Raw genomic sequence first — 20,027 nt, 5'->3', positions numbered from 1 at the left:
ACTCCGGGACGGACCGTCCGTCGCGGCACGAGTAGGAGGATCCATGACGACGACTCCTGACAACCCCCTCGGCGACGACGAGATGAGCACCGAGGGCGTCGACCCCACGGGTGTCGCGGCGGGCCCGGGCACGGACGCCGACGGCACCGACGGCGACTCCACCGACGGCGACTCGACCGACGCTGACGGCACCGACGGCTCCGACGCCGACGGCACCGACAGCGACTCCACCGACGGCGACTCCACCGACGCCACCGACGGCGACTCGACCGACGCCGACGGCACCGACGGGACCGCGCTCTGAGCGCTCTCGACCGGCTCACCGGAGACGCCCAGGCCTTCCTCGACAAGGTCTGGGCGTCCTCGGTGCACGTCCACCGCACCGACCCGGCGTTCGGCGCCGACGTCCTGTCCCTCGAGGCCGCCGACCACCTGCTGACCGAGACGGCCATCCGGGCGCCCGCGGTGCGGGTCGCGCGCAACGGCTCCGTGCTCCCCGAGTCGACGTTCACCCGCGGAGGCAGCCTCGCCGGCAAGCCGCTGACCGGTCTGGTCGACCCGGTCAAGCTGATGCGCCTGCACGACGAGGGCGCCACGATCGTGCTGCAGGGCCTGCAGCGCTACCACTCGCCGGTCGGCGACCTCATCGCCGAGCTCGAGCTCGAGCTCGGTCACCCCTGCCAGGCCAACGCCTACCTGACCCCGCCCGGCGCCCAGGGGTTCGCGGTGCACTCCGACTCCCACGACGTCTTCGTCGTGCAGACCCACGGCACGAAGCTCTGGGAGATCCACGGCGACGGCGGACCCGGCGAGCTGCTGCTCGAGCCCGGTGTCGTGGCCTACCTCCCCACCGGCACCCCCCACGCGGCCCGGGCCCAGGAGGCCGTGTCGCTGCACCTGACCATTGGCATCAACCAGCTCACGTGGCGCAGCCTGCTGACGCGCGAGGTGGGTCGACTGGTCGCGGAGGTGCCCGACGAGCACCTGCCGGCCGGCTACCTCGACGACCCGGCCCGGCTGGCCGAGGGCCTCGGCGGCCACCTCGCAGCGCTGGCCGACGCCGTACGCCGCCTCGACCCGGCGACCCTGGCCGCGGAGCAGGCCGCCTCGTTCCTCAGCGGTCGCCCGCCGCGGCTCGCCGGGGCGCTGCTGGACCGGGCGGCGCTGGCCGGGGGCCTCGACGCCGACACCCGGTTGCGGCGCCGCCGCGGCCACCCCTGCGAGCTCGTCGACGACGGCGACACGGTGCGGGTGCTGATCGGCGACCGCGTGCTGCGGGTCCCGTCCCGGGTGCGCGAGGCGCTCGAGCACGTCGCTGCCCACGCCGAGCTGACGCCCAGCGACCTGTCGTCGCTGGACGCCGAGAGCGCGCTGGTCCTGTGCCGTCGACTGGTCCGGGAGGGGCTGCTCGAGGTCGTACGGTGACGGGCTTCCGCTGCGCCGTCGCCAGCCGGGCCCGCGGTGACGCGCTCGCCGGCACCGCCTCGACCGTCCGCAGCTACCTCCTGGTGGAGCACGCGGGGCCCTGGGGCGCCGACGCGCTGCGCGACGCCCGGCTCCCCGACGGCCTCGGCGAGCACCTGCGGGCGGAGGCCGCGCGGCACCGGGTGCGGGTGCTGCTCGTGCGCCGACCCGGCCGGCGCGCAGCCGGCGGTCGCGTCCGGGTGTTCGCGGCCCGGGCCGCCGGGCCGCGGTCGTGGACGGAGACCGTCGCGCTGGACCGGCTCGAGGACGTGCGCGGCCTCGACCTCGCCGCGCTGGGGGCCGGGCGGTCGCTCGGTCTGGAGGTCCACGAGGCGCCGGTGCTGGCCGTGTGCACGCACGGGCGCCACGACGCCTGCTGCGCCGAGCTCGGCCGGCCGGCGGCGCGCGCCCTGGCCGACAGCGCGCACTCCGACGCCGTCTGGGAGGTCTCGCACATCGGCGGCGACCGGTTCGCGGGGAACCTCGTCGTGCTCGGCCGGGGGCTCTACTACGGCGGGCTGGACCCCGACTCGGCGCTCGCCGTCGCGGACGCGACGGCGTCCGGCGCCGTGCTGCTCGACCATCTGCGGGGCCGGTCGGACCTGCCCATGGCGGCGCAGGTGGCCGACATCGCGCTGCGTCGCGAGCACGGGCGGACCGGGCTCGACGACGTACGAGCCGTGTCCGTGCACGGCGACGGCGACCTCACCACCGCCCGCTTCGAGGTGGAAGGGGTGAGCCTGCGCGACGTCGTCGTACGCCGGGTGGCGGGTGCCGCGACGCACCGGCTGACCTGCTCGGCGGTGCGCGACAGCGCGATCCCGCGCCACGAGGTCCTCGAGGTGCGGGACGTGACGGATGCGGCCGGCTAGCCCAGCCGGTCCTTGAGGTCGACGGGCTCGAACGACTGCTCGGCGCCCGGCCGCCAGTCGGCGCGCTCGGCCACGATGCGCGGACGTCCCTCCTCGGCCGCCTCGAGGTTGCGCGCGGCACGGTTGGCCTGGGCCTGCTCGCGCTCGGCGACCGCCTCGGCCTCGCGGGCCTCGACCCGCGCCTCGGTGAGCTCGCGGTGGATCGCGGCCACCTTCGTGGCCTGGGCCTGGATCTCCTCCGGTGGGCGCTCGGCCAGCACCATCCGCTCGAGGTCGTCCAGCACGGCCTGCTCACGGCGCTTGAGGCCGTCGACGGTGCGCTGGGCGGCCTGTGCGGCGTCGTTGGCCTCGACGGCCTCCATCGCCTCCTCGGCCGCCTCCCGGCGCAGCTCCCCGAAGCGCACCCGGTTGGCGTCGGCCGCGACGAGCTTCTTGTGGTCCTTGTCAGGGTGTACCCCGGCGTACTCGGCCAGCGCCTTCACCAGCTCGCGGGTGCTGGCCCGACGGGCGTCACGCAGCTCGATCTTGGTCTCGAAGCACGCCTGGTAGGCCTTCCAGTCGGCCTCCCACGCGTCGGCCTGCTTCTGTGTGGCGTCGCCGGGAAGCGTCTCGATCGGGGGCCAGATGCGGTGGCCCCGCACCTCGAGGCCGCGGCTCTCGGCGAAGGCGCGCAGCTGCTCGAGGCCCTCGCGGTGGCGGCGCAGCACGTCGGAGTAGGCGTTGATCGCGCGGCCGAGGCCGCGGAGGTTGTCACGCACGCTCGCCGACTCCTGGTGTCGGCGCTCGGCACGCGCCCGCAGGGCGTCGGCGGCATCGCCGGAGAAGACCTCTTCCGACAGGCTCGCGGTGCGCTCGAAGGCGTCGACCGCGAGCTCGACCTTGGCGGCCAGGCGACGTACAGAGTCGCCGTAGGCGTCGACCTCGTCCGGCTCGGTCCAGTGATAGCCGCAGCCGATCGGGTCGCCGAACTGCAGGCCGTCCTGCTGCGTCTCGAGCCTGTCGGCCGCGATCCTGGTCATCGGTGGTCCACCCGGTCCAGCTTGATGGCCACCTGGGCCGCCTGCTCCACCATCGAGTCCAGCTCGTCGAAGTCGACCACCGAGTCGTCGATCGCGCTAGCGATGTTGTGGCAGCGCCGCGCGATCTGCTCGGCGTCCTCCACCAGGCTCCGGACGCCCTCGACCATCAGGTCCCGCCAGGGGAAGTCGTCAGCGGGGTGGTCGACGTCGTCCAGCGCGCCCCGCAGGTGCTCGCGGGCGGAGTCGAGCTCCTCCTTGGCGCCGCGCAGCGCCCGCTGGTTGATCGCGATCGGCCTCATGGCGACCTTCTGCCCCGCTGGCCGCCGTCGAAACCCGTTCTCGTGAAACTGTGAACCACGCGCGCGGCGCGGCCGGCGGGGGGCGGCTCGGCCGGGTTATGCCGGGCCTCGGGTCGGCGCCCCTCGGGCCCCGCATTCATCACGGTATGTCGCTGGGTAGGCACTTCCCCGGGTGAACTCCGCACGGGAAGTGCCTGTTCGGCGACATACCGTGATGAAGCAACGACGGCGTGCCGGCGGAGACGGGGACTGGGCCGGCGCCCCTTGGGCCCCACATTCATCTAGGTATGTCGCTGGGTAGGCACTTCCCCGGGTGAACTCCGCACGGGAAGTGCCTGTTCGCCGACATACCGTGATGAAGCAACCGACGGCGCGCCGGCGCGCAACCCCCGATCCAGCCGAGCCCCGGTCAAGACACCCCGGGCGGCCGGTACCGCGCCCGCACCCGCAGCGCCCACGCGGCGGTGAGGGCCAGGTAGCCGCCGACCAGCCCGGCGAGCACCCACCACGGGACCTCGTCGCGCCCGGTCGTGCCCACCCAGGTGGTCAGGCCCAGCACCGCGAGGAGCAGCACGCCCGTCAACGCGGTCGACGCCTCCGTGTCGTCCTGCAGGCGGTCCCGGAACTCGGCGCGCCGCTCGGGGGCGAACCAGTGGTCCTTCCAGCCGGGCGGCAGGTTGACCCACCTGCCGTCACCCGCGCTCAGGGCGCGCGTGAGCAGAGGGATGCCGCCGAGCACCAGGACCCCGATCCCCGCCCACGCCACGAGCGCCGCAGGGCGCGACGACCAGTCGTCCACCCGACCCGCTGCGTCGAAGTGCGACGGCACCCGCTCGGGCAGCACCGCGGCGGCCCACGCCAGCGCGACGACGTACGCCGCCGCGGTGACGAGCAGCGCGAGGCGGCCGGGTCGCCCGCCGCTCAGACGTGCCCGCACAGCTGCGCCATCCGCAGCTCGAGTCGCGCGAGCATGTCGGAGCACGCCTTCTCGGACGCAGAGGCCTTGCGGCCACCGCCCTGCGCGCACACCGGCAGCACGTCGATCGAGAGCTTGGCGCCGCCGGCCAGCGCCCGCAGCTCGTCGAGCCGGTCGCCGAACGGCGAGCCGCTGCCGGGGGAGTAGTAGCGCACGGCCTCGTCGACGTCGTCGGCGAAGAGGTCGGCCTTCGTCACCGCGATCACGAGCCAGGTCGGGCGATCACGGCGCACCGCCATGGCGGCGATGCGGTGCGCGGTGATCGCCCAGTCCTCGAGCTCGGCGGCGAGCTGCTCCTCGCGCGAGGCGAGCGCCGCGCCGGAGGTGCCGCCGGTGCGCCGCGGGGTGGCGTAGCCGTTGGCGACCACGTGCAGCACGCCGTCGACGGGCTCGTCGTGGAAGACCTCGTCCAACGCGCCGAGCCGGGTGGCGGCGTTCTCGCCCGGCACGACGCGGAAGCGGTACCCGCGCAGCCTCGCGGCGCGGCGCGTACGCCGCTCCATCACCGCCGAGCCGACGTCCTGCCCACCCTCCACAGAGGACTCCGCGCTCGCCCGGCGGGTCAGGCGGTCGGCCAGGCGGGTCTTGCCGACGCCCGTCATGCCGGTGACCGCGACCGTCGGGTAGCGGTGGCGCAGAAGGCGTGCGGCTCGGTCGGGGGCCTGGGACAGCGCGGCCAGGGCGCCTCCGGCGATCGTCGTGCCGATGGCTGCCCTGCCGTGTCGCAACGGTGACTGCATGCCACCATCCTGCCTGCTGGGGAGGAGCCGACCGCCGTCACGAGGCGCAGGTTGGCCAGGTGACCAGCCGTCTTGGACAATGGCCGCGCCCCTGCTCCTGCTCGAAAGGTCCCCATGGACACCGAGAACCGCCCCGTGCTGACCGGGTTGATCGCCCTGGTCGGTGTCGCCGTGGCCATCGGGCTGCTCGGAGGCCTCGCCGTCCTGGTCGGCGTGAAGGCCACGGGGATCGGCGGCGGCTCCAGCGCGGACGGCGACAGCGGCACCCCGGCGACGTTCCGGCTGCCGAAGCCCAGCGACACCGGGACCACGACGCCGGCCCCGTCGGGCACGACCGAGACGACCCCGGGCGCCGAGCCCGGCACGGAGACGGCGGCGCCCGCGATCACGCTCAGCGCCACGCAGCAGTCGGTGAGCCCGATGCAGCAGATCGACCTCACCGGCACCTACCAGGGCGGCGAGGGCGCGATCCTCCAGGTGCAGCGGCTCGAGAACGGCGCGTGGTCCGACTTCCCGGTGACGGCGTCGGTCACCGGCGGCTCATTCGCCACCATCGTGCGAACGGGCCAGGTAGGTGCCAACGAGTTCCGCGTGATCGACACCGACTCCGACGTCACGTCCAACGAGGTCACCGTCACCGTCGGCTGAGCGCCACCCGGTCGAGGTCGACCCGGCGCGTCCAGTAGCCCACCCAGCCGGCGCCGACCAGGCCGAGGACGCCGACGAGCAGGCAGGCCGTCGCCAGCGGCGCCGCGGCCGCGACGGCGCTGACCAGCAGCGGCCCGCCGGTGTTGCCGACGTCGCCGCACAGCCGCCACGCGCCGAGGAACTGCGACCTGCCCTCGGCCGGGGCCGAGTCCGCGCCGAGGGTCATCACGATCCCCGACCCGAGGCCGTTGCCGGCGGCGATCAGCGCCATCACCAGCGCCACGGAGCCGGCCGAGGTGGCCAGCGGCAGCAGCAGGCAGGCGAGTGCCATGGAGAGCACGACCGGCAGCGCCACGACCATCCGGCCGCGCGTGTCCATCAGCCACCCGCCCGGCCACATGAAGGCGACGTCGAGCGCGGCGGCCCCGGCGAAGATCAGCGACGTGGTCGAGGCCGACAGCCCGAGGTGATCGGCCCACAGCGGCAGCAGGCTCAGCCGCAGCGACCGGGACGCCCCGAGGACGACCACGGCGACGCCGAGGGTGGCGAGCACGCGACGGTGTGCGGCGATGACGGACCACACGCCGAGGTGGCCGGAGACCCTTGCCGCAGCGCGCTCGTCCTCGCCCAGGTCGGGCATCGTGGCGGCCAGCAGCGACGCGCAGACCGACATCGCGGCGCCGAGCCAGAACACGCTGGCGAGGTCGGTCAGCCCGATCAGTGCTGCGCCGACCAGCGGCCCGATGAGCACACCGATGCGGTAGGACCCGCCCAGCAGGGACATCGCCCGCGCCCGGTGCGTCACCGGGACGGCGTCGATCATGAAGCCCTGGCGGGCGATGAGGAACAGCGTCCAGCACATCCCGCTCGCCAGCACGCCGGCGGCGAGGCCCGCCACGGAGTCGCTCACCGCCGCCAGCGCCATCGCGGCCGCGTCGACGAACCCCGCGCCGACCAGCGCGCGGCGCTCGCCGATGCGGGCGACGAGCGCGCCGGCCGGGAGGCTCGCGAGGAGCATGCCGACCCCCGTCAGCGCCACGACGGCGGCCGCGGTGCTGACGTCCGCGCCGAGGTCGCGGGCCCGCAGCGCCAGCACCGGCATGATCGCGCCGTGACCGATCGCGGAGACGATCGAGGGGCCGTACGCCACCAGCCAGATGTCGCGGAACCGGAACTCGTCCCGCGTCGTGGTCACGGCGACACGCTACGTCGTCCTCGGCCGGTCCCCGCGCGGCCGGGTGGAGGTCGCCGCTTGGCGCCCGTAGGCTCCCGTGGCGTGGCTCACGACACCGATCCCGCGTCCTCCTCCGCCCGCTCGACGTCCGCGCCGGAGCCGATCGACCTCCCGGGAGCCGGCGACTGGCTCGCCTGGGTCGGCGAGCGGTGCGAGGGCCAGCTCGGCGAGGCCCGGCGCTGCGTCGAGCAGGTGAAGACCGGCTCGAGCGACGCGCACGAGGTGCTGGCGGCGTGGAACCGGGCCGAGACCGCCCTGGCCAACGCCGCGTCGGTGGCCCTGTGGGCCGAAGTGCACCCCGACGCCGCCGTGCGCGACCGCGCCGACGAGCTCGACCAGGAGGTGCAGCGGTACGTCACGGAGCTGGGCCTGGACCGCGACCTGTACGCCGTCTTCGACGCGGTGTCGACCGGCCCCGGCGCCGAGGCCCTCGACGACGACGCGCGCCGGGTGCTCGAGCACACCCTCCGCGACTTCCGCCGCGCCGGCGTCGACCGGGACGAGGCGACCCGCGACCGGCTGCGCGAGCTGAGCGAGACGGCGGTGCGGCTCTCCCAGGACTTCGGCCGCAACATCCGCGACGACGTCCGGTCCGTGCGCGTCGCTCCCGAACGGCTGGCGGGGCTGCCCGACGACTACCGGGCCGGCCACGCCCCCGACGCCGACGGGCTCGTCACGATCACCACCGACTACCCCGACCTCGTGCCCTTCATGACGTTCGGCTCCGACGCCGAGGTGCGCCGCGAGCTCGCCCTCGCCCAGCACAACGTGGCCTGGCCGGCCAACGACCAGGTCCTCCAGGACCTGCTGGCCGTACGCCGCGAGACCGCCGCGCTGCTGGGCTACGACTCGTGGCCCGACTACGACACCGAGGTCAAGATGATCGGCTCCGGGCAGGCCGTCGCGGACTTCATCGAGCGCATCAGCGACGCGGCGGTCGAGCGCGCCCGCGAGGAGGTGGCGGTGCTGCTGGAGCGCAAGCGCGTCGACCACCCCGACGCCGAGGTCGTGCACGCCCACGACTCGCGCTACTACTCGGAGCTCGTCCGCCGCGAGCAGTACGACGTCGACGGCCAGGTCGTGCGCACGTACTTCCCCTTCGAGTCCGTGCGCCAGGGCCTGCTCGACGTCACCGGACGCCTCTTCGGGCTGGAGTGGACCCCCGTCCCGCAGTCGGTGGCCGGCACCTGGCACCCCGACGTGGCCAGCTTCGACGTCGGGCTCGACGGCCGGCGCATCGGCCGCATCCATCTCGACCTGCACCCGCGCGAGGGCAAGTTCAAGCACGCCGCGCAGTTCGACATGGTCACGGGCGTGGCCGGCGTGCAGCTGCCCGAGGGCGTGCTCGTGTGCAACTTCAGCCGCGGGCTGATGGAGCACGACGAGGTGGTCACCCTGTTCCACGAGTTCGGCCACCTCGTCCACCACGTCCTGGGCGGCCAGGGCGAGTGGGCCCGCTTCTCCGGGGTCGCCACCGAGTGGGACTTCGTGGAGGCCCCCAGCCAGATGCTCGAGGAGTGGGCGTGGGACGCCGACGTGCTCGCGACGTTCGCGCGCGACGCCTCAGGCTCGACCATCCCCGCCGAGCTCGTCGCAGCGATGCGCCGGGCCGACCACTTCGGCAAGGGCACCTACGCCGCGCAGCAGATGTCGTACGCCGCCCGCTCCTACTACTTCCACGCGGGCCCGCACGACGACCTCACGGCGTACGGCGACGAGCTGCAGCGCCGCTACTCGGTGTTCCCGCCGCTGGAGGGAGCGCACATGCACTGCGCGTTCGGCCACCTCGACGGCTACTCCTCGGGCTACTACACCTACATGTGGTCGCTGGTGATCGCCAAGGACCTGTTCTCCGCCTTCGACGCCGCCGACCTGTTCGCCGCCGACGTCGCCACCGCGTACCGCGACAAGGTGCTCGCGATGGGCGGGCGCAAGGACGCCGCCGACCTGGTCGCCGACTTCCTCGGCCGGCCGTACTCCTTCGACAGCTGGGCCGCCTGGCTGGCCGAGTAGGACGAGCCCCGCGGACGCCTCAGCGCCGGAGGACCGCGGGACGCGCCGGCTCGAGGTCCGCGATCCGCTGGGCGACGGCCGCCCCGAACTCGCGGTGCCCGCCCTCGGTCAGGTGGAGCCGGTCGCCCAGGTAGGCCAGGTCGAGGTCGCTCGTGGCGACGTACGGGACGCCGTACTCCTCGCACAGCTCGGCGAGCAGCGCGTCGACGCGCGGCACGGAGTCGGACCGCGACGGGGCGTCGGCGGGTCCGACGACCACGACGTGGTGCCCGGCGAGGCTGGCCATCAGGTCGTGGAACCCGCGCTCGATCGCGGCGTCGGGCTGGTCGTGGTCGTTGAGGCCGCCCTCGACCACCACGAGCTGCGGACGCGCCGAGAGCGCGGTCGGGGCGCGGTCGGCGAACGAGACGCGCCCGCACCGGCTGGCGTGGGCGCTGAAGCCCGAGCCGGAGAAGCCTGCGACGTGCACCTCGCCGGACAGGTCGGCCGCCCACGAGCGGCGCAGGTCGTCCTGGCCCAGCCCCACCGACCACGAGTCGCCGATGACCAGGACCGGAGTGCCGGCGCCCGTCACGACGGCGGCGCGCTCGCGCGCGTCGGCGCGGTGCTGCTGACAGCTCTTCGGTCCGGCCCCGGCACGGTCGGCGACGTAGAGGGCCAGGAGGGCCGCGAGCAGCACGACGACGCCCGAGGCGCCGACGACGCGCTTCAGCTTCCCTCCGTGGACCACGAGAAGAGTGTGCGCCCTCGAGGCGAATCTCGGGGCCGCTTCGACCCTGGGATTCCCCTGATTCAGGGTCCGGGGTCGCGTGCGGGGCTCCGGAAATGCGGCGGCGGCGCCACGCCGCCCCGCCCTAGGCTGCGGCCATGACGACCCACGACCTGCTGAGGGCCTACGACGAGCAGCTGCGCACCGACGCCGAGATGGCCGGTGCCGTGCAGGTCGTGCGCGAGGGGCCGCTGTACTGGGCGGTCTTCGACCACGGCGGCTTCGTCTCCTACCGCGACCTCGCCGGCCTGGAGTCGGACGCCCTCGACGAGCTCATCGAGCGGACCGTGGCGCACTTCCGCGACCGGACCGAGGTCGAGTCGTTCGAGTGGAAGACCCGCGGCCACGACCTGCCCGCGGACCTCGGCGTACGGCTGGCGGCGCACGGGCTCGTGCCCGAGCCCGTCGAGACGGTGATGATCGGCGAGGCGGCGCTGCTCGCGGTCGACGTACCCCTGGCGGACACCCCCGACGGACCGGTCGTCGTACGCCGCATCGGCGACGGAGGCGACGTCCGCGACGACCTGACCCGGATGCTGGCCACCCAGGCGGAGGTCTTCGGCGGCCACGGGCCGTCGCTCGCGTCGTCCGTGGCCGAGCTCGAGCGCGGCGCCTCGGAGTTCTGGATCGCGGAGGTCGCCGGCGAGGTGGTGTGCGCCGGACGGCTCACGCCGGTGGCGGGCACCGCGTTCGCCGGGATCTGGGGCGGTTCGACGCTGCCGGCCCACCGCGGCCGCGGGATCTACCGCGCGCTGGTCGCCGCCCGGGCGCGCTCCGCGGTCGAGCGGGGCATCCGCTACATCCACTCCGACTGCACCGACATGTCGCGTCCCATCCTCGAACGCTCCGGCCTGCAGGCCGTGACGACCACGACGCCGTACGTCTGGAAGCGCTGACCTGCCGGGCGCGTCAGGTGGCCCTGGTGCCTCGACCCGGCGGCCAGTCCTGGAGGTGGCGGGTCCAGCGGCCCAGCAGCTGGACGAGCTGGTCGCGCTCGGCCGGCGAGAAGATCTCCAGCAGACGCTCCTCGTTGGCGTAGTGCTGCTCCACCACGCGGTCGACGAGCTGCCTGCCCGCTGCCGTCAGCGCGACGTGGCGGACCCGCCCGTCGTGCGAGGCGACGGTGCGGGTGACCAGCCCGGCGGCCACCAGGCGGTCCACCCGCTTGGTGACGGCACCCGAGGTGATCATGGTGGTCGCCGCCAGCTCGCTCGGAGTGAGCTCGAAGGGCTCGCCGGAGCGCCGCAGGGCGGCGAGCGCGTCGAACTCGCCGTCGGAGATGCCGGCGGCCTCGAAGACGGGGCGCAGCCGGTCGTGGAGGAGGTCGGCGAGGCGGTGCAGACGTCCGATCACGCCCATGGGCGACGTGTCGAGGTCGGGGCGCTCGCGCGCCCACTGCTCCTGCACCCAGGCGACATGGTCGGGCCGCTGGGCAGAATCTTCCGTGGAAGGTAATATGTCTTCCATGGAAAGGATCCTCCTCGGCCGGACGGCGTTGTTCTTGGTCACGGCGGTCGCGCCCGCGGCGTGGGGCACCACCTACATTGTGACGGACCGGCTGCTCCCGCCGGACCGGCCCCTGTTCGCCGCGCTCGTCCGGGCGCTCCCCATCGGGCTGCTGCTGCTCGCCTGGCGCCGTCGGCTGCCGCGCGGGGCGTGGTGGGGCAAGGCGGTGGTGCTGGGGCTGTGCAACATCGGGGCGTTCTTCCCGCTCCTCTTCCTCGCCGCCTACCACCTGCCCGGAGGGTTGGCTGCGAGCGTCCAGGCGACCTCTCCGTTCGCGGTGATGCTGATCGCCTGGCCGGTGATCGGGGAGCGGCCCGCCGCCCTGCGCGTGCTGGCTGCGACCGTCGGCACTCTCGGCGTGGCCCTGCTGGTGCTGCGCAGCCCCGACGGCGTGACGGCGCTGGGGCTGGCCGGCGCTCTCGGCTCCGTGGTGGTCAGCGGACTGGGGTTCGTGCTGATCAAGCGCTGGCCGCCGCCGGTCGACATGCTGACCCTCGTATCGTGGCAGCTCGTCGTGGGCGGCGTCGCCCTGCTGCCTGTCGCCCTGTGGGTCGAGGGCGGTCCGCCGCCGGTCGACCTCGCCGCCGTCGCGGGCTACACGTGGCTGGCGGTCGTCGGCACCGGGCTGGCGTACGTCTGCTGGTTCACCGGCCTGCGGCGGATGCCGGCGGGCGCCGTCGCCATCATCGGCTTGCTCAACCCGGTCGTGGGCACGGCGCTGGGTGTCGCGTTCGCCGCCGAGGCCTTCGGCTGGGCGCAGGCCGCGGGCATGGCGCTGGTCCTGGGCAGCGTCGGCCTCGGGCAGCTCGCTGCGGGACGCGTACGTCGGTCGGTCGCCGCTGCTGCGGCGAGCGCCTGAGCGGGCCCGGACCCGCGGCGCGGCAGCCGGAGGGCCGGATCCCGACAGGGCTCAGAGCGGCTGGTAGTCGATCTCGAGGAAGTCCGCCACCTCGGGCACCCAGCGCTCGGCCACGAACGACGTGTGGACCGGGTGGTCGTTGTAGGCGTCGTACGCCGCCTGGTCGGCGAACTCCATCGAGAAGCCGAACGTGAAGTCGTTCTTGGCGCTGGTCTGGCGCAGCTGCTCGAACGCCTCGACGCCGGGGATGTCGGCGAGCGCCCGCGCGGTGGCGAGGAAGTCGGCCTCCTCGGCGGAGCCCGGAGCGTGGTGGAGTCGGAAGGCGACGGTGTGCCGGATCATGCGGCCCAGGCTACGGGTCCGCCGTCCCGGCGAAATCGGTGTCCGGATCCGGGAACATCCTCGGCGCTCATGCGTTGAGCCACATGAACAGAGTTGAGCGTCTTCGACTCAACTGTTTTGCCTCGCCGGCCGCACCGCGGCAGGATGGGCGACAGTCCCAGATCTCACGCAGGAGGTACACCCCATGGCTCGAGCCGTCGGCATCGACCTCGGTACGACGAACTCCGTCGTCGCCGTCCTCGAAGGTGGCGAACCCACCGTCATCGCCAACGCCGAAGGCGCCCGGACCACCCCGTCCGTCGTCGCCTTCACCAAGTCCGGCGAGGTCCTCGTCGGAGAGGTCGCCAAGCGACAGGCGGTCACCAACGTCGACCGCACCATCCGGTCCGTCAAGCGCCACATGGGCGAGGACTGGAAGGTCGACATCGACGACAAGTCCTTTACCCCCCAGCAGATCAGCGCGTTCGTGCTGCAGAAGCTCAAGCGCGACGCCGAGGCGTACCTCGGCGAGACCGTGACCGACGCGGTGATCACCGTGCCGGCGTACTTCTCCGACGCCCAGCGCCAGGCGACCAAGGAGGCCGGCGAGATCGCGGGCCTCAACGTCAGCCGCATCGTCAACGAGCCGACCGCCGCCGCCCTGGCCTACGGCCTCGACAAGGGCGAGGACCAGACGATCCTCGTCTTCGACCTCGGTGGCGGCACGTTCGACGTGTCCCTGCTCGAGATCGGCGAGGGCGTCGTCGAGGTCAAGGCGACCTCCGGCGACAACCACCTCGGCGGCGACGACTGGGACAACCGCGTCGTGGAGTGGATGGTCAAGAAGTTCAAGGACAGCAACGGCGTGGACCTGGCGGCCGACAAGATCGCCAAGCAGCGCCTGCAGGAGGCCGCGGAGAAGGCCAAGATCGAGCTGTCCTCCTCCAGCGAGACCACCATCCACCTGCCCTACATCACCCACGGCGAGTCCGGCCCGCTCCACTTCGAGGAGCGCCTGACCCGCAGCGAGTTCCAGAAGCTCACCGCCGACCTCCTCGAGCGCACCAAGGCGCCGTTCCAGTCGGTGCTCAAGGACGGCGGCGTCGCGGTCTCCAACATCGACCACGTGGTCCTCGTCGGCGGCTCGACCCGCATGCCGGCCGTGACCGACCTCGTCACCGAGCTGCTCGGGGGCAAGCAGCCCAACAAGGGCGTCAACCCCGACGAGGTCGTGGCCGTGGGCGCCGCGCTCCAGGCCGGTGTCCTCAAGGGCGAGGTCAAGGACGTGCTGCTGCTCGACGTCACCCCGCTCTCGCTCGGCATCGAGACCAAGGGCGGCGTGATGACCACCCTCATCGAGCGCAACACCACGATCCCGACCAAGCGCTCGGAGATCTTCACCACCGCCGACGACAACCAGCCGTCGGTGGAGATCAAGGTCGCGCAGGGCGAGCGCCAGATGTGGTCGCAGAACCAGCCGCTCGGCAACTTCGAGCTGACCGGCCTGCCGCCGGCTCCCCGCGGCGTACCGAAGATCGAGGTCACCTTCGACATCGACGCCAACGGCATCGTGCACGTCTCGGCCAAGGACCAGGCGTCCGGGCGTGAGCAGTCGATGACCATCTCCGGTGGCTCCGCGCTGAGCAAGGACGAGATCGACCGCATGGTCAAGGAGGCCGAGCAGTACGCCGAGGAGGACGCCAAGCGTCGCGAGGCCGTCGAGGCCCGCAACCAGGGCGACCAGCTCGTCTACACGACCGAGAAGTTCCTCACCGACAACGCCGACAAGCTCCCCGAGGACGTCAAGACCGAGGTCCAGGCCGACGTCGACGCGCTCAAGGAGGTCCTCGCCAAGGAGGACGCCACGTCGGAGGAGATCACCGCGGCGGTCACCAAGCTCGGCGAGTCCAGCCAGAAGATGGGCGCCGCGATGTACGCCGCCGCCGAGGCCGACCAGGCCGCCGCGGGCGGTGCCACGGGCGCGACGGGTGAGTCCGACGACGACGTCGTCGACGCCGAGATCGTCGACGAGCCGGCCGACGGCACGTCCGCGAGCGACGCCGAGGGTGAGTCCAAGTGACCGATCGCCCCGACGAGCCCACCCCGGGCCCGCAGGCGAGCGACCTCCCGGAGGGGGAGCCCACCGTGGCTCCCTCTCCGGAGGACGCCCCGGCCGAGGGCTTCGGTGACGTCGCGGGCGACGCGCCCGCGCAGACCGAGGTCGAGACCCAGGTCGAGGGCGACGCCGTCGCCGGCGACGACTCCGGCGCCGACTTCGGCGCGGACTCCGGCACGGAGCCCGGCACCGGGGAGGAGCAGGACGAGCTGTTCGCCCTGCGCGGCCGGGTCGCCGACCTCACCGACGACCTGCAGCGCGTCCAGGCCGAGTACGCCAACTACCGCAAGCGCGTCGACCGCGACCGCCAGCTGGTGGCCGAGACGGCCGCCTACAAGGCGCTCACCCCCGTGGTCGAGGTGCTCGACACGATCGACCGCGCCCGCGAGCACGGCGAGCTCGAGGGCGGCTTCAAGGCGGTCGCCGACCAGCTCGAGCGGGTGGTCACGACCGCGGGGCTGGTCCGCTTCGGCGAGCCCGGCGACGCCTTCGACCCCAACCTGCACGAGGCGCTGAGCCACCTCGGCGGCGACGCCGAGGTCGAGGTGACGACCGTCAAGCACGTCGCCAAGGCCGGCTACCGCTTCGGCGACCGGGTCGTGCGCGCGGCGCAGGTGCTCGTGGTCGACCCGGCCGACGCCTGACCCGCAGACCCGACTGGTGACGGAGAGGAGGTTCACCCATGGCTGACAACGACGCCCCCCGCAACGACTGGGCGACCAAGGACTTCTACGCGGTCCTCGGGGTCGCCAAGGACGCGAGCGCGGCCGACATCAAGAAGGCCTACCGCAAGCTCGCGCGCGAGAACCACCCCGACTCCAACCCCGGCGACGACGCCAAGCACGAGAAGTTCAAGGCCGTCGCCGAGGCGTACGACGTCGTCGGTGACGAGGCCAAGCGCGCGAAGTACGACGAGTTCCGCTCGCTGCAGGCCCGCGGGGGCTTCGGGCCGGGCATGGGCGGCGGGGGGTTCGGCGGCGCGGGCGGGTTCAACCTCGACGACCTGCTCCGCGACCGCGGCGGCTCCGGCGGTCTCGGGGACATGTTCGGCGACATCTTCGGCGGCGCCCAGCGCACCCGCACCCAGCAGACGCGGCCGCGACGCGGTGCCGACGTCGAGAGCTCGGCCACCATCGGGTTCACCGACGCGCTCGAGGGCGTGACGGTGTCGCTGCGCCTCACCTCCGACACCGCCTGCCCGACCTGCCAGGGCACGGGCGGCAAGCCCGGCACCCGGCCGCACATCTGCCCCGAGTGCGAGGGCGCCGGGTTCGTCGTCTCGGGCACGGGCGGTGCGTTCTCCATCAACGAGACGTGCCCGGCCTGCGGCGGTCGGCAGCTGGTCTACGACGAGGCGTGCCCCACGTGCCACGGCAGCGGCCGCGGCACCTCGGCGCGCTCGATCCAGGCGCGGATCCCCGCGGGCGTCAAGGACGGCGCACGGATCCGGCTCAAGGGCAAGGGTGCGCCCGGTGACCACGGGGGGCCGCCGGGCGACCTGTTCGTCACGGTGAAGGTCACCCCGCACCCCGTCTTCGGCCGCAAGGGGGACAACCTCACCATCGAGGTGCCGGTGTCCTTCGACGAGGCCGCGCTCGGCGCCGAGGTGAAGATCCCGACGCTGGGCGGCGCCCCGGTGACGCTCAAGCTGCCGCCCGGCACCCCCAACGGCCGCACCTTCCGCGTGCGGGGCAAGGGTGCGACCCGTCGTGACGGCTCGCGCGGAGACCTGCTCGCCACGGTCGCGGTCCAGGTCCCTGCGACGCTCGACCAGACGGCGCGCGAGGCCCTCGAGGCCTACCGTGCGGCCACCGCCGGGCGGCCGCTGCGTGAAGGGCTCTTCGAGTCGTGAGCACGTTCGGCGCGCCCTCGCCCGACGCGGCCGTCTACGTCATCAGCGTGGCAGCCGAGCTCACCGGCCTGCACCCGCAGACGCTGCGCGCCTACGAGCGGATGGGGCTGATCGCGCCCGGGCGCACCGGCGGCGGCGGCCGGCGCTACTCCCACCGCGACCTCGAGCGCCTGCGCCAGATCGCCGACCTGACCAGCGCCGGGATCGGCATCGAGGGCGTACGCCGGATCATGGACCTCGAGCACCAGATCGACGCGCTGCGGGCGCGCAACGAGGAGCTGGTCGCCGAGCTCGACGCCCTGCGGCGGGCGCTGGCGGCGCGGGCGGCGCAGGCCCAGACGAGCGGCAACAAGCTGCCGGTGCTGCACCAGGCGCCGGGGCAGTCGATGGTCGTGTGGCGCCGGGGGCGCTGACCCTGGCGTGCGGCGCCGATCGCGGCGTTGTCGGTGCCGCCGCCTAGGCTCGGGGCGTGAGTGAGCGATGAGCAAGATGGACAACCTCCGCGCCATGCGGGAGGCACGCTACGCGGAGGCCCAGAAGCGGGCCGGCGCCAAGCCGGCGGCATCCCGCGCCCCGGTCGCCCCCGCGGCCCCGACCCGCACGGCGGTCGGGTCGAGCAGGACGGCGCAGGTCCCTGCCACCGATGCCGCCGCCGAGGCCCTGTGCGGCCACCGCAACATGAGCGGGCGCACCTGCACGCGCGAGAGCGGTCACGCCGCCAAGACCCACCGCTACTCCTGACAGGTTTCACGCGCTGAGCGCTGACTCCGGCACGCCGTAGGGGTGCGGCGGGGTCTCCCCACGCAGGGCCGCGACCTGGGCGACCAGGGACGCCATCACCTCGTCCGCGACGCGGCGCACGGTCGTCTCGTCCACCGGGTCGCCCGCCGCGACGCCGGCGAGCCGGCACACGTCGAGGGGCTCGCCCACCTCGACGGCGACGATCGGGCGCGTCGCGACGTTGCCCAGCAGCCGGGCGAGGATGCGACGCCTGCCGACCACCCGGTGGGCGCCGACCAGCGCGACCGGCACGACCGGGGCACCGGTGCGCAGCGCGAGCCGGACCGCCCCGGTCTTCGACCGCTCGGGCCACTGGTCCGGGTCACGGGTGATCCGGCCCTCAGGGAACAGCCCGACCGCCTCGCCGGCCGCGAGCGCCTCGGCGGCCGCGTCGAGCGACCCGGCCGCGGACGACGTACCGCGCAGCACGGGGATGAAGCCGAGTCGCCGCGCCAGGGGCCCGACGAGCGCCGAGCGGAAGACGCCGCCGGTCGCCATCAGCCGCAGCGACCGGCCGAGGCGACGGCCGACGAGGGCGAGCAGGATGCCGTCGGCATAGCTGGTGTGGTTGGCCACGACGATGAGCGGGCCGTCCGGCAGGTCGTGGCGTACGACGTTGCGCCGGGTGAGCTCGAGGCGGCTGACGAGGGAGACGACGCCGCCGAGCACGGTCGCCGCGACGGCGTAGAGGAGGGCGGCGCGCAGGCCGGGGCGCTGCCAGGAGGTGTCCATGCGCCGAGTGTGGAGCACGCCCACCCCCGGTGACCTGCGTACCGGCACTCAAGTCCCGACGGCCGGGGCGGCACGCCGTCGACGTGCCGCCCCGCCGGCCGTCAGCCGGGGATGTAGTCGAACGTGTCGGGGTTCGGGCCGGTCCGGCCGCTCTCCCCGCGGTCCAGGCCGGAGATCCGGGCGACCTCGTCCTCGGTGAGGGAGAAGTCGAAGATCTCGAAGTTCTCGCGCATGCGGCTCGGCGTCACCGACTTGGGGAAGATGATGTCGCCGCGCTCGATGTGCCAGCGGAGCGTGACCTGGGCGGTCGACTTGCCCTTCGCGGCGGCGATCTCCGTCAGCACCGCGTCGTCGAGCACCTGGCCCTGGGCGATGGGCGACCACGCCTCCGTCGCGACGCCGTGCCGGGCGTTGGCCGCGCGGACGTCCTCGTTGGTGAAGTAGGGGTGCACCTCGACCTGGTTGATCACCGGCACGACGCCGGTCTCGTCGACGATGCGCTGCAGGTGGGCGGGCTGGAAGTTCGAGACGCCGACCGAGGCCGCGCGGCCGTCCTCGACGAACGAGGCCATGGTGCGCCACGTCGAGACGAAGTCGCCGTCGTAGCGCGTGGGGAGCGGCCAGTGGATGAGGAACAGGTCGATGCGGTCCACGCCGAGGTCGGTCAGGGTCTGCTCGAAGGCCCGCTCGGCGTCGTCGGGGCGGTGGAAGCCGTTGTTGAGCTTGGAGGTCACGTAGACCTCGTCGCGGGGCACGCCGGCGGAGCGGAGCGCCTCGCCCACCTCCTTCTCGTTGCCGTACATCTCGGCGGTGTCGATGTGGCGGTAGCCGACGTCGAGGGCCCGGGTCACCGCCTCGACGGTCTCGGCGGGGGCGATCTGGAACACGCCGAAGCCGAGCTGCGGGATCGACGTGCCGTCGTGGAGCTGAATGCTGGGAACAGTCATGCTGGGCACAGCGGGCCACGGCTGCCGCGTATTCCGCCGCCCGCCCCGGAGGGTGGGCGAGCCCGCTAGTGCCTGCCCTGCCAGTGCCCCGGCCGGTCGAGCCCGGCGGGCAGGACGGTGGTCGCGTCGCCGATCGCCGCGTTGACCTGCGGCTGGGTGAGGAACAGCGTCGAGGCGAGGTCGCACCCGCGCACGTCGGCGTCACGCAGGTCGGCGCCCAGCAGGTCGGTGTCGAGCAGGCGCAGACCGCGCAGGTCGGCGCGGATCAGCAGGGCGCCGCGCAGCGTGGCGCCGGCCAGGTCGCGGCCTCGGAGGTCCTGGCCGGCCAGGTCGGCCCGAGCGAGGTCTGCCCCGCCCAGCCCGGCTCGGACCGCGGTGCTGGCGCGGTGCAGCACGGTGCCGACGCGCTCGTGGAGGTCGTCGAGGTCGGCAGTCAGCAAGGTGACCGGGTCGGCGCCGTCGAGGGCGACGATCTCCCGCACGAGCGCGTCGGGCACCAGGTCCGGGGCGCGGTCCGCGGCCGTGCGCAGGTGCAGCAGCATCTCGTGCAGGGCACGGACCACCGAGAGCACGGCGGCCATCTCGCCGAGGTCCGCGACCTCGCGCCAGGACGCGCCGGCGTACGTCACCTGGGTGACGTGCTGCCCGGCGCCGAAGCACTCGAAGCGGGTGCAGCCCACCCACCCGTCGGTGCGCAGCGTGGCGTGGATGCGGCAGGAGTCGTCGCCCGCGAGGTTGTGGCACGGGGTCCCGCCGCCCTTGGTGACGCCGAAGCCGTCGTCGCGGGAGAAGGGGAGCAGCACGCAGCACAGTCCGCTGCACCGGGAGCAGTCGGAGGACAGGACGGGCAGGCGCACCGGCCCATCGTCGCAGCCGCGGC

23 protein-coding genes are annotated in these 20,027 nt (G+C 73.7%); 12 read left to right on the top strand and 11 right to left on the bottom strand.

The window, feature by feature from the left end; genetic code table 11:
• Positions 1-43 precede the first annotated feature (43 nt).
• The 3 genes from J3P41_RS07235 to J3P41_RS19225 all read left to right on the top strand — a co-directional run bounded on the left by J3P41_RS07235 (position 44) and on the right by J3P41_RS19225 (position 2,336).
• Positions 44-304 carry a hypothetical protein gene (locus J3P41_RS07235; protein ID WP_210649503.1) on the top strand — a complete coding sequence of 87 codons (261 nt, stop codon included), beginning with the start codon at positions 44-46 and terminating at the stop codon, positions 302-304.
• 62 nt (positions 305-366) lie between these two features.
• Positions 367-1,425 (top strand): JmjC domain-containing protein, encoded by a 1,059-nt coding sequence (locus J3P41_RS07230; RefSeq protein ID WP_307861868.1) that lies wholly within the window; start codon positions 367-369, stop codon positions 1,423-1,425.
• On the top strand, positions 1,422-2,336 hold the full coding sequence (locus J3P41_RS19225; protein ID WP_210649502.1) for a sucrase ferredoxin: 915 nt from the start codon (positions 1,422-1,424) through the stop codon (positions 2,334-2,336). The genes J3P41_RS07230 and J3P41_RS19225 overlap by 4 nt, the downstream gene beginning before the upstream one ends.
• On the opposite strand, the gene J3P41_RS07220 is transcribed toward J3P41_RS19225, so the two are convergent.
• From J3P41_RS07220 to J3P41_RS07205, 4 genes are all read right to left on the bottom strand, one after another.
• Positions 2,333-3,355, bottom strand: a complete 1,023-nt coding sequence (locus tag J3P41_RS07220; RefSeq protein ID WP_210649501.1) for a hypothetical protein — start codon at positions 3,353-3,355, stop codon at positions 2,333-2,335. The two genes, J3P41_RS19225 and J3P41_RS07220, sit on opposite strands and share 4 nt — an antisense overlap.
• Positions 3,352-3,654, bottom strand: a complete 303-nt coding sequence (locus tag J3P41_RS07215; protein WP_210649500.1) for a hypothetical protein — start codon at positions 3,652-3,654, stop codon at positions 3,352-3,354. Before J3P41_RS07215 ends, J3P41_RS07220 begins: the two co-directional genes overlap by 4 nt.
• A 409-nt stretch (positions 3,655-4,063) precedes the next feature.
• Positions 4,064-4,591, bottom strand: coding sequence for a DUF1648 domain-containing protein (locus tag J3P41_RS07210; RefSeq protein ID WP_210649499.1), 528 nt, complete (start codon positions 4,589-4,591; stop codon positions 4,064-4,066).
• The gene (locus J3P41_RS07205) at positions 4,576-5,370 is read right to left on the bottom strand and encodes a hypothetical protein (protein WP_210649498.1); all 795 of its coding nucleotides are present in this window, start codon (positions 5,368-5,370) and stop codon (positions 4,576-4,578) included. Before J3P41_RS07205 ends, J3P41_RS07210 begins: the two co-directional genes overlap by 16 nt.
• 114 nt (positions 5,371-5,484) lie before the next feature.
• Between J3P41_RS07205 and J3P41_RS07200 the strand changes: the two genes are divergently transcribed.
• On the top strand, positions 5,485-6,018 hold the full coding sequence (locus tag J3P41_RS07200; RefSeq protein ID WP_210649497.1) for a hypothetical protein: 534 nt from the start codon (positions 5,485-5,487) through the stop codon (positions 6,016-6,018).
• Here the strand turns inward: J3P41_RS07200 and J3P41_RS07195 are convergent.
• Positions 6,005-7,213: an MFS transporter gene (locus J3P41_RS07195; RefSeq protein ID WP_210649496.1), complete on the bottom strand. Its 1,209-nt coding sequence runs from the start codon at positions 7,211-7,213 to the stop codon at positions 6,005-6,007. The two genes, J3P41_RS07200 and J3P41_RS07195, sit on opposite strands and share 14 nt — an antisense overlap.
• An 81-nt stretch (positions 7,214-7,294) precedes the next feature.
• On the opposite strand from J3P41_RS07195, the gene J3P41_RS07190 reads away from it, so the two are divergent.
• A complete protein-coding gene (locus tag J3P41_RS07190; protein ID WP_307861867.1) occupies positions 7,295-9,265 on the top strand; it encodes a M3 family metallopeptidase in 1,971 nt (656 codons plus the stop codon).
• 19 nt (positions 9,266-9,284) lie between these two features.
• Here the strand turns inward: J3P41_RS07190 and J3P41_RS07185 are convergent, their stop codons facing one another.
• On the bottom strand, positions 9,285-9,995 hold the full coding sequence (locus tag J3P41_RS07185) for an SGNH/GDSL hydrolase family protein (RefSeq protein WP_210649495.1): 711 nt from the start codon (positions 9,993-9,995) through the stop codon (positions 9,285-9,287).
• 137 nt (positions 9,996-10,132) lie between these two features.
• Between J3P41_RS07185 and J3P41_RS07180 the strand changes: the two genes are divergently transcribed.
• Positions 10,133-10,930: a GNAT family N-acetyltransferase gene (locus tag J3P41_RS07180; RefSeq protein WP_210649494.1), complete on the top strand. Its 798-nt coding sequence runs from the start codon at positions 10,133-10,135 to the stop codon at positions 10,928-10,930.
• 13 nt (positions 10,931-10,943) lie between these two features.
• Here the strand turns inward: J3P41_RS07180 and J3P41_RS07175 are convergent, their stop codons facing one another.
• Positions 10,944-11,501 carry a MarR family winged helix-turn-helix transcriptional regulator gene (locus tag J3P41_RS07175; RefSeq protein WP_210649493.1) on the bottom strand — a complete coding sequence of 186 codons (558 nt, stop codon included), beginning with the start codon at positions 11,499-11,501 and terminating at the stop codon, positions 10,944-10,946.
• On the opposite strand from J3P41_RS07175, the gene J3P41_RS07170 reads away from it, so the two are divergent.
• Entirely contained in the window at positions 11,500-12,399 is a 900-nt protein-coding gene (locus J3P41_RS07170) for an EamA family transporter (RefSeq protein ID WP_210649492.1), read from the top strand. The two genes, J3P41_RS07175 and J3P41_RS07170, sit on opposite strands and share 2 nt — an antisense overlap.
• 51 nt (positions 12,400-12,450) lie before the next feature.
• On the opposite strand, the gene J3P41_RS07165 is transcribed toward J3P41_RS07170, so the two are convergent.
• A complete protein-coding gene (locus tag J3P41_RS07165) occupies positions 12,451-12,741 on the bottom strand; it encodes a Dabb family protein (protein ID WP_210649491.1) in 291 nt (96 codons plus the stop codon).
• Between the two features lie 184 nt (positions 12,742-12,925).
• Here J3P41_RS07165 and dnaK point away from each other — a divergent pair, with 184 nt between their 5' ends.
• The 5 genes from dnaK to J3P41_RS07140 all read left to right on the top strand — a co-directional run bounded on the left by dnaK (position 12,926) and on the right by J3P41_RS07140 (position 17,429).
• Positions 12,926-14,800, top strand: coding sequence for a molecular chaperone DnaK (gene dnaK / locus J3P41_RS07160; protein WP_210649490.1), 1,875 nt, complete (start codon positions 12,926-12,928; stop codon positions 14,798-14,800).
• Positions 14,797-15,480 carry a nucleotide exchange factor GrpE gene (locus J3P41_RS19220; protein WP_307861866.1) on the top strand — a complete coding sequence of 228 codons (684 nt, stop codon included), beginning with the start codon at positions 14,797-14,799 and terminating at the stop codon, positions 15,478-15,480. The genes dnaK and J3P41_RS19220 overlap by 4 nt, the downstream gene beginning before the upstream one ends.
• A gap of 38 nt (positions 15,481-15,518) precedes the next feature.
• Positions 15,519-16,688 carry a molecular chaperone DnaJ gene (gene dnaJ, locus J3P41_RS07150; protein ID WP_210649489.1) on the top strand — a complete coding sequence of 390 codons (1,170 nt, stop codon included), beginning with the start codon at positions 15,519-15,521 and terminating at the stop codon, positions 16,686-16,688.
• Complete coding sequence (locus J3P41_RS07145; protein WP_210649488.1) at positions 16,685-17,101, top strand: heat shock protein transcriptional repressor HspR; 417 nt, start codon at positions 16,685-16,687, stop codon at positions 17,099-17,101. The genes dnaJ and J3P41_RS07145 overlap by 4 nt, the downstream gene beginning before the upstream one ends.
• A gap of 67 nt (positions 17,102-17,168) precedes the next feature.
• Entirely contained in the window at positions 17,169-17,429 is a 261-nt protein-coding gene (locus J3P41_RS07140) for a hypothetical protein (protein ID WP_210649487.1), read from the top strand.
• Between the two features lie 6 nt (positions 17,430-17,435).
• On the opposite strand, the gene J3P41_RS07135 is transcribed toward J3P41_RS07140, so the two are convergent.
• The 3 genes from J3P41_RS07135 to J3P41_RS18590 form a co-directional block, all read right to left on the bottom strand.
• Entirely contained in the window at positions 17,436-18,200 is a 765-nt protein-coding gene (locus J3P41_RS07135; RefSeq protein WP_210649486.1) for a 1-acyl-sn-glycerol-3-phosphate acyltransferase, read from the bottom strand.
• Between the two features lie 101 nt (positions 18,201-18,301).
• Positions 18,302-19,147, bottom strand: coding sequence for an aldo/keto reductase (locus tag J3P41_RS07130; protein ID WP_210649485.1), 846 nt, complete (start codon positions 19,145-19,147; stop codon positions 18,302-18,304).
• Between the two features lie 65 nt (positions 19,148-19,212).
• Entirely contained in the window at positions 19,213-20,004 is a 792-nt protein-coding gene (locus tag J3P41_RS18590) for a pentapeptide repeat-containing protein (RefSeq protein WP_307861865.1), read from the bottom strand.
• Positions 20,005-20,027: the final 23 nt, after the last annotated feature.

The organism is Nocardioides sp. SYSU D00065, from assembly GCF_017916425.1.
Lineage (GTDB): Bacteria > Actinomycetota > Actinomycetes > Propionibacteriales > Nocardioidaceae > Nocardioides.
This window is presented reverse-complemented; position numbering and strand designations above follow the sequence as displayed.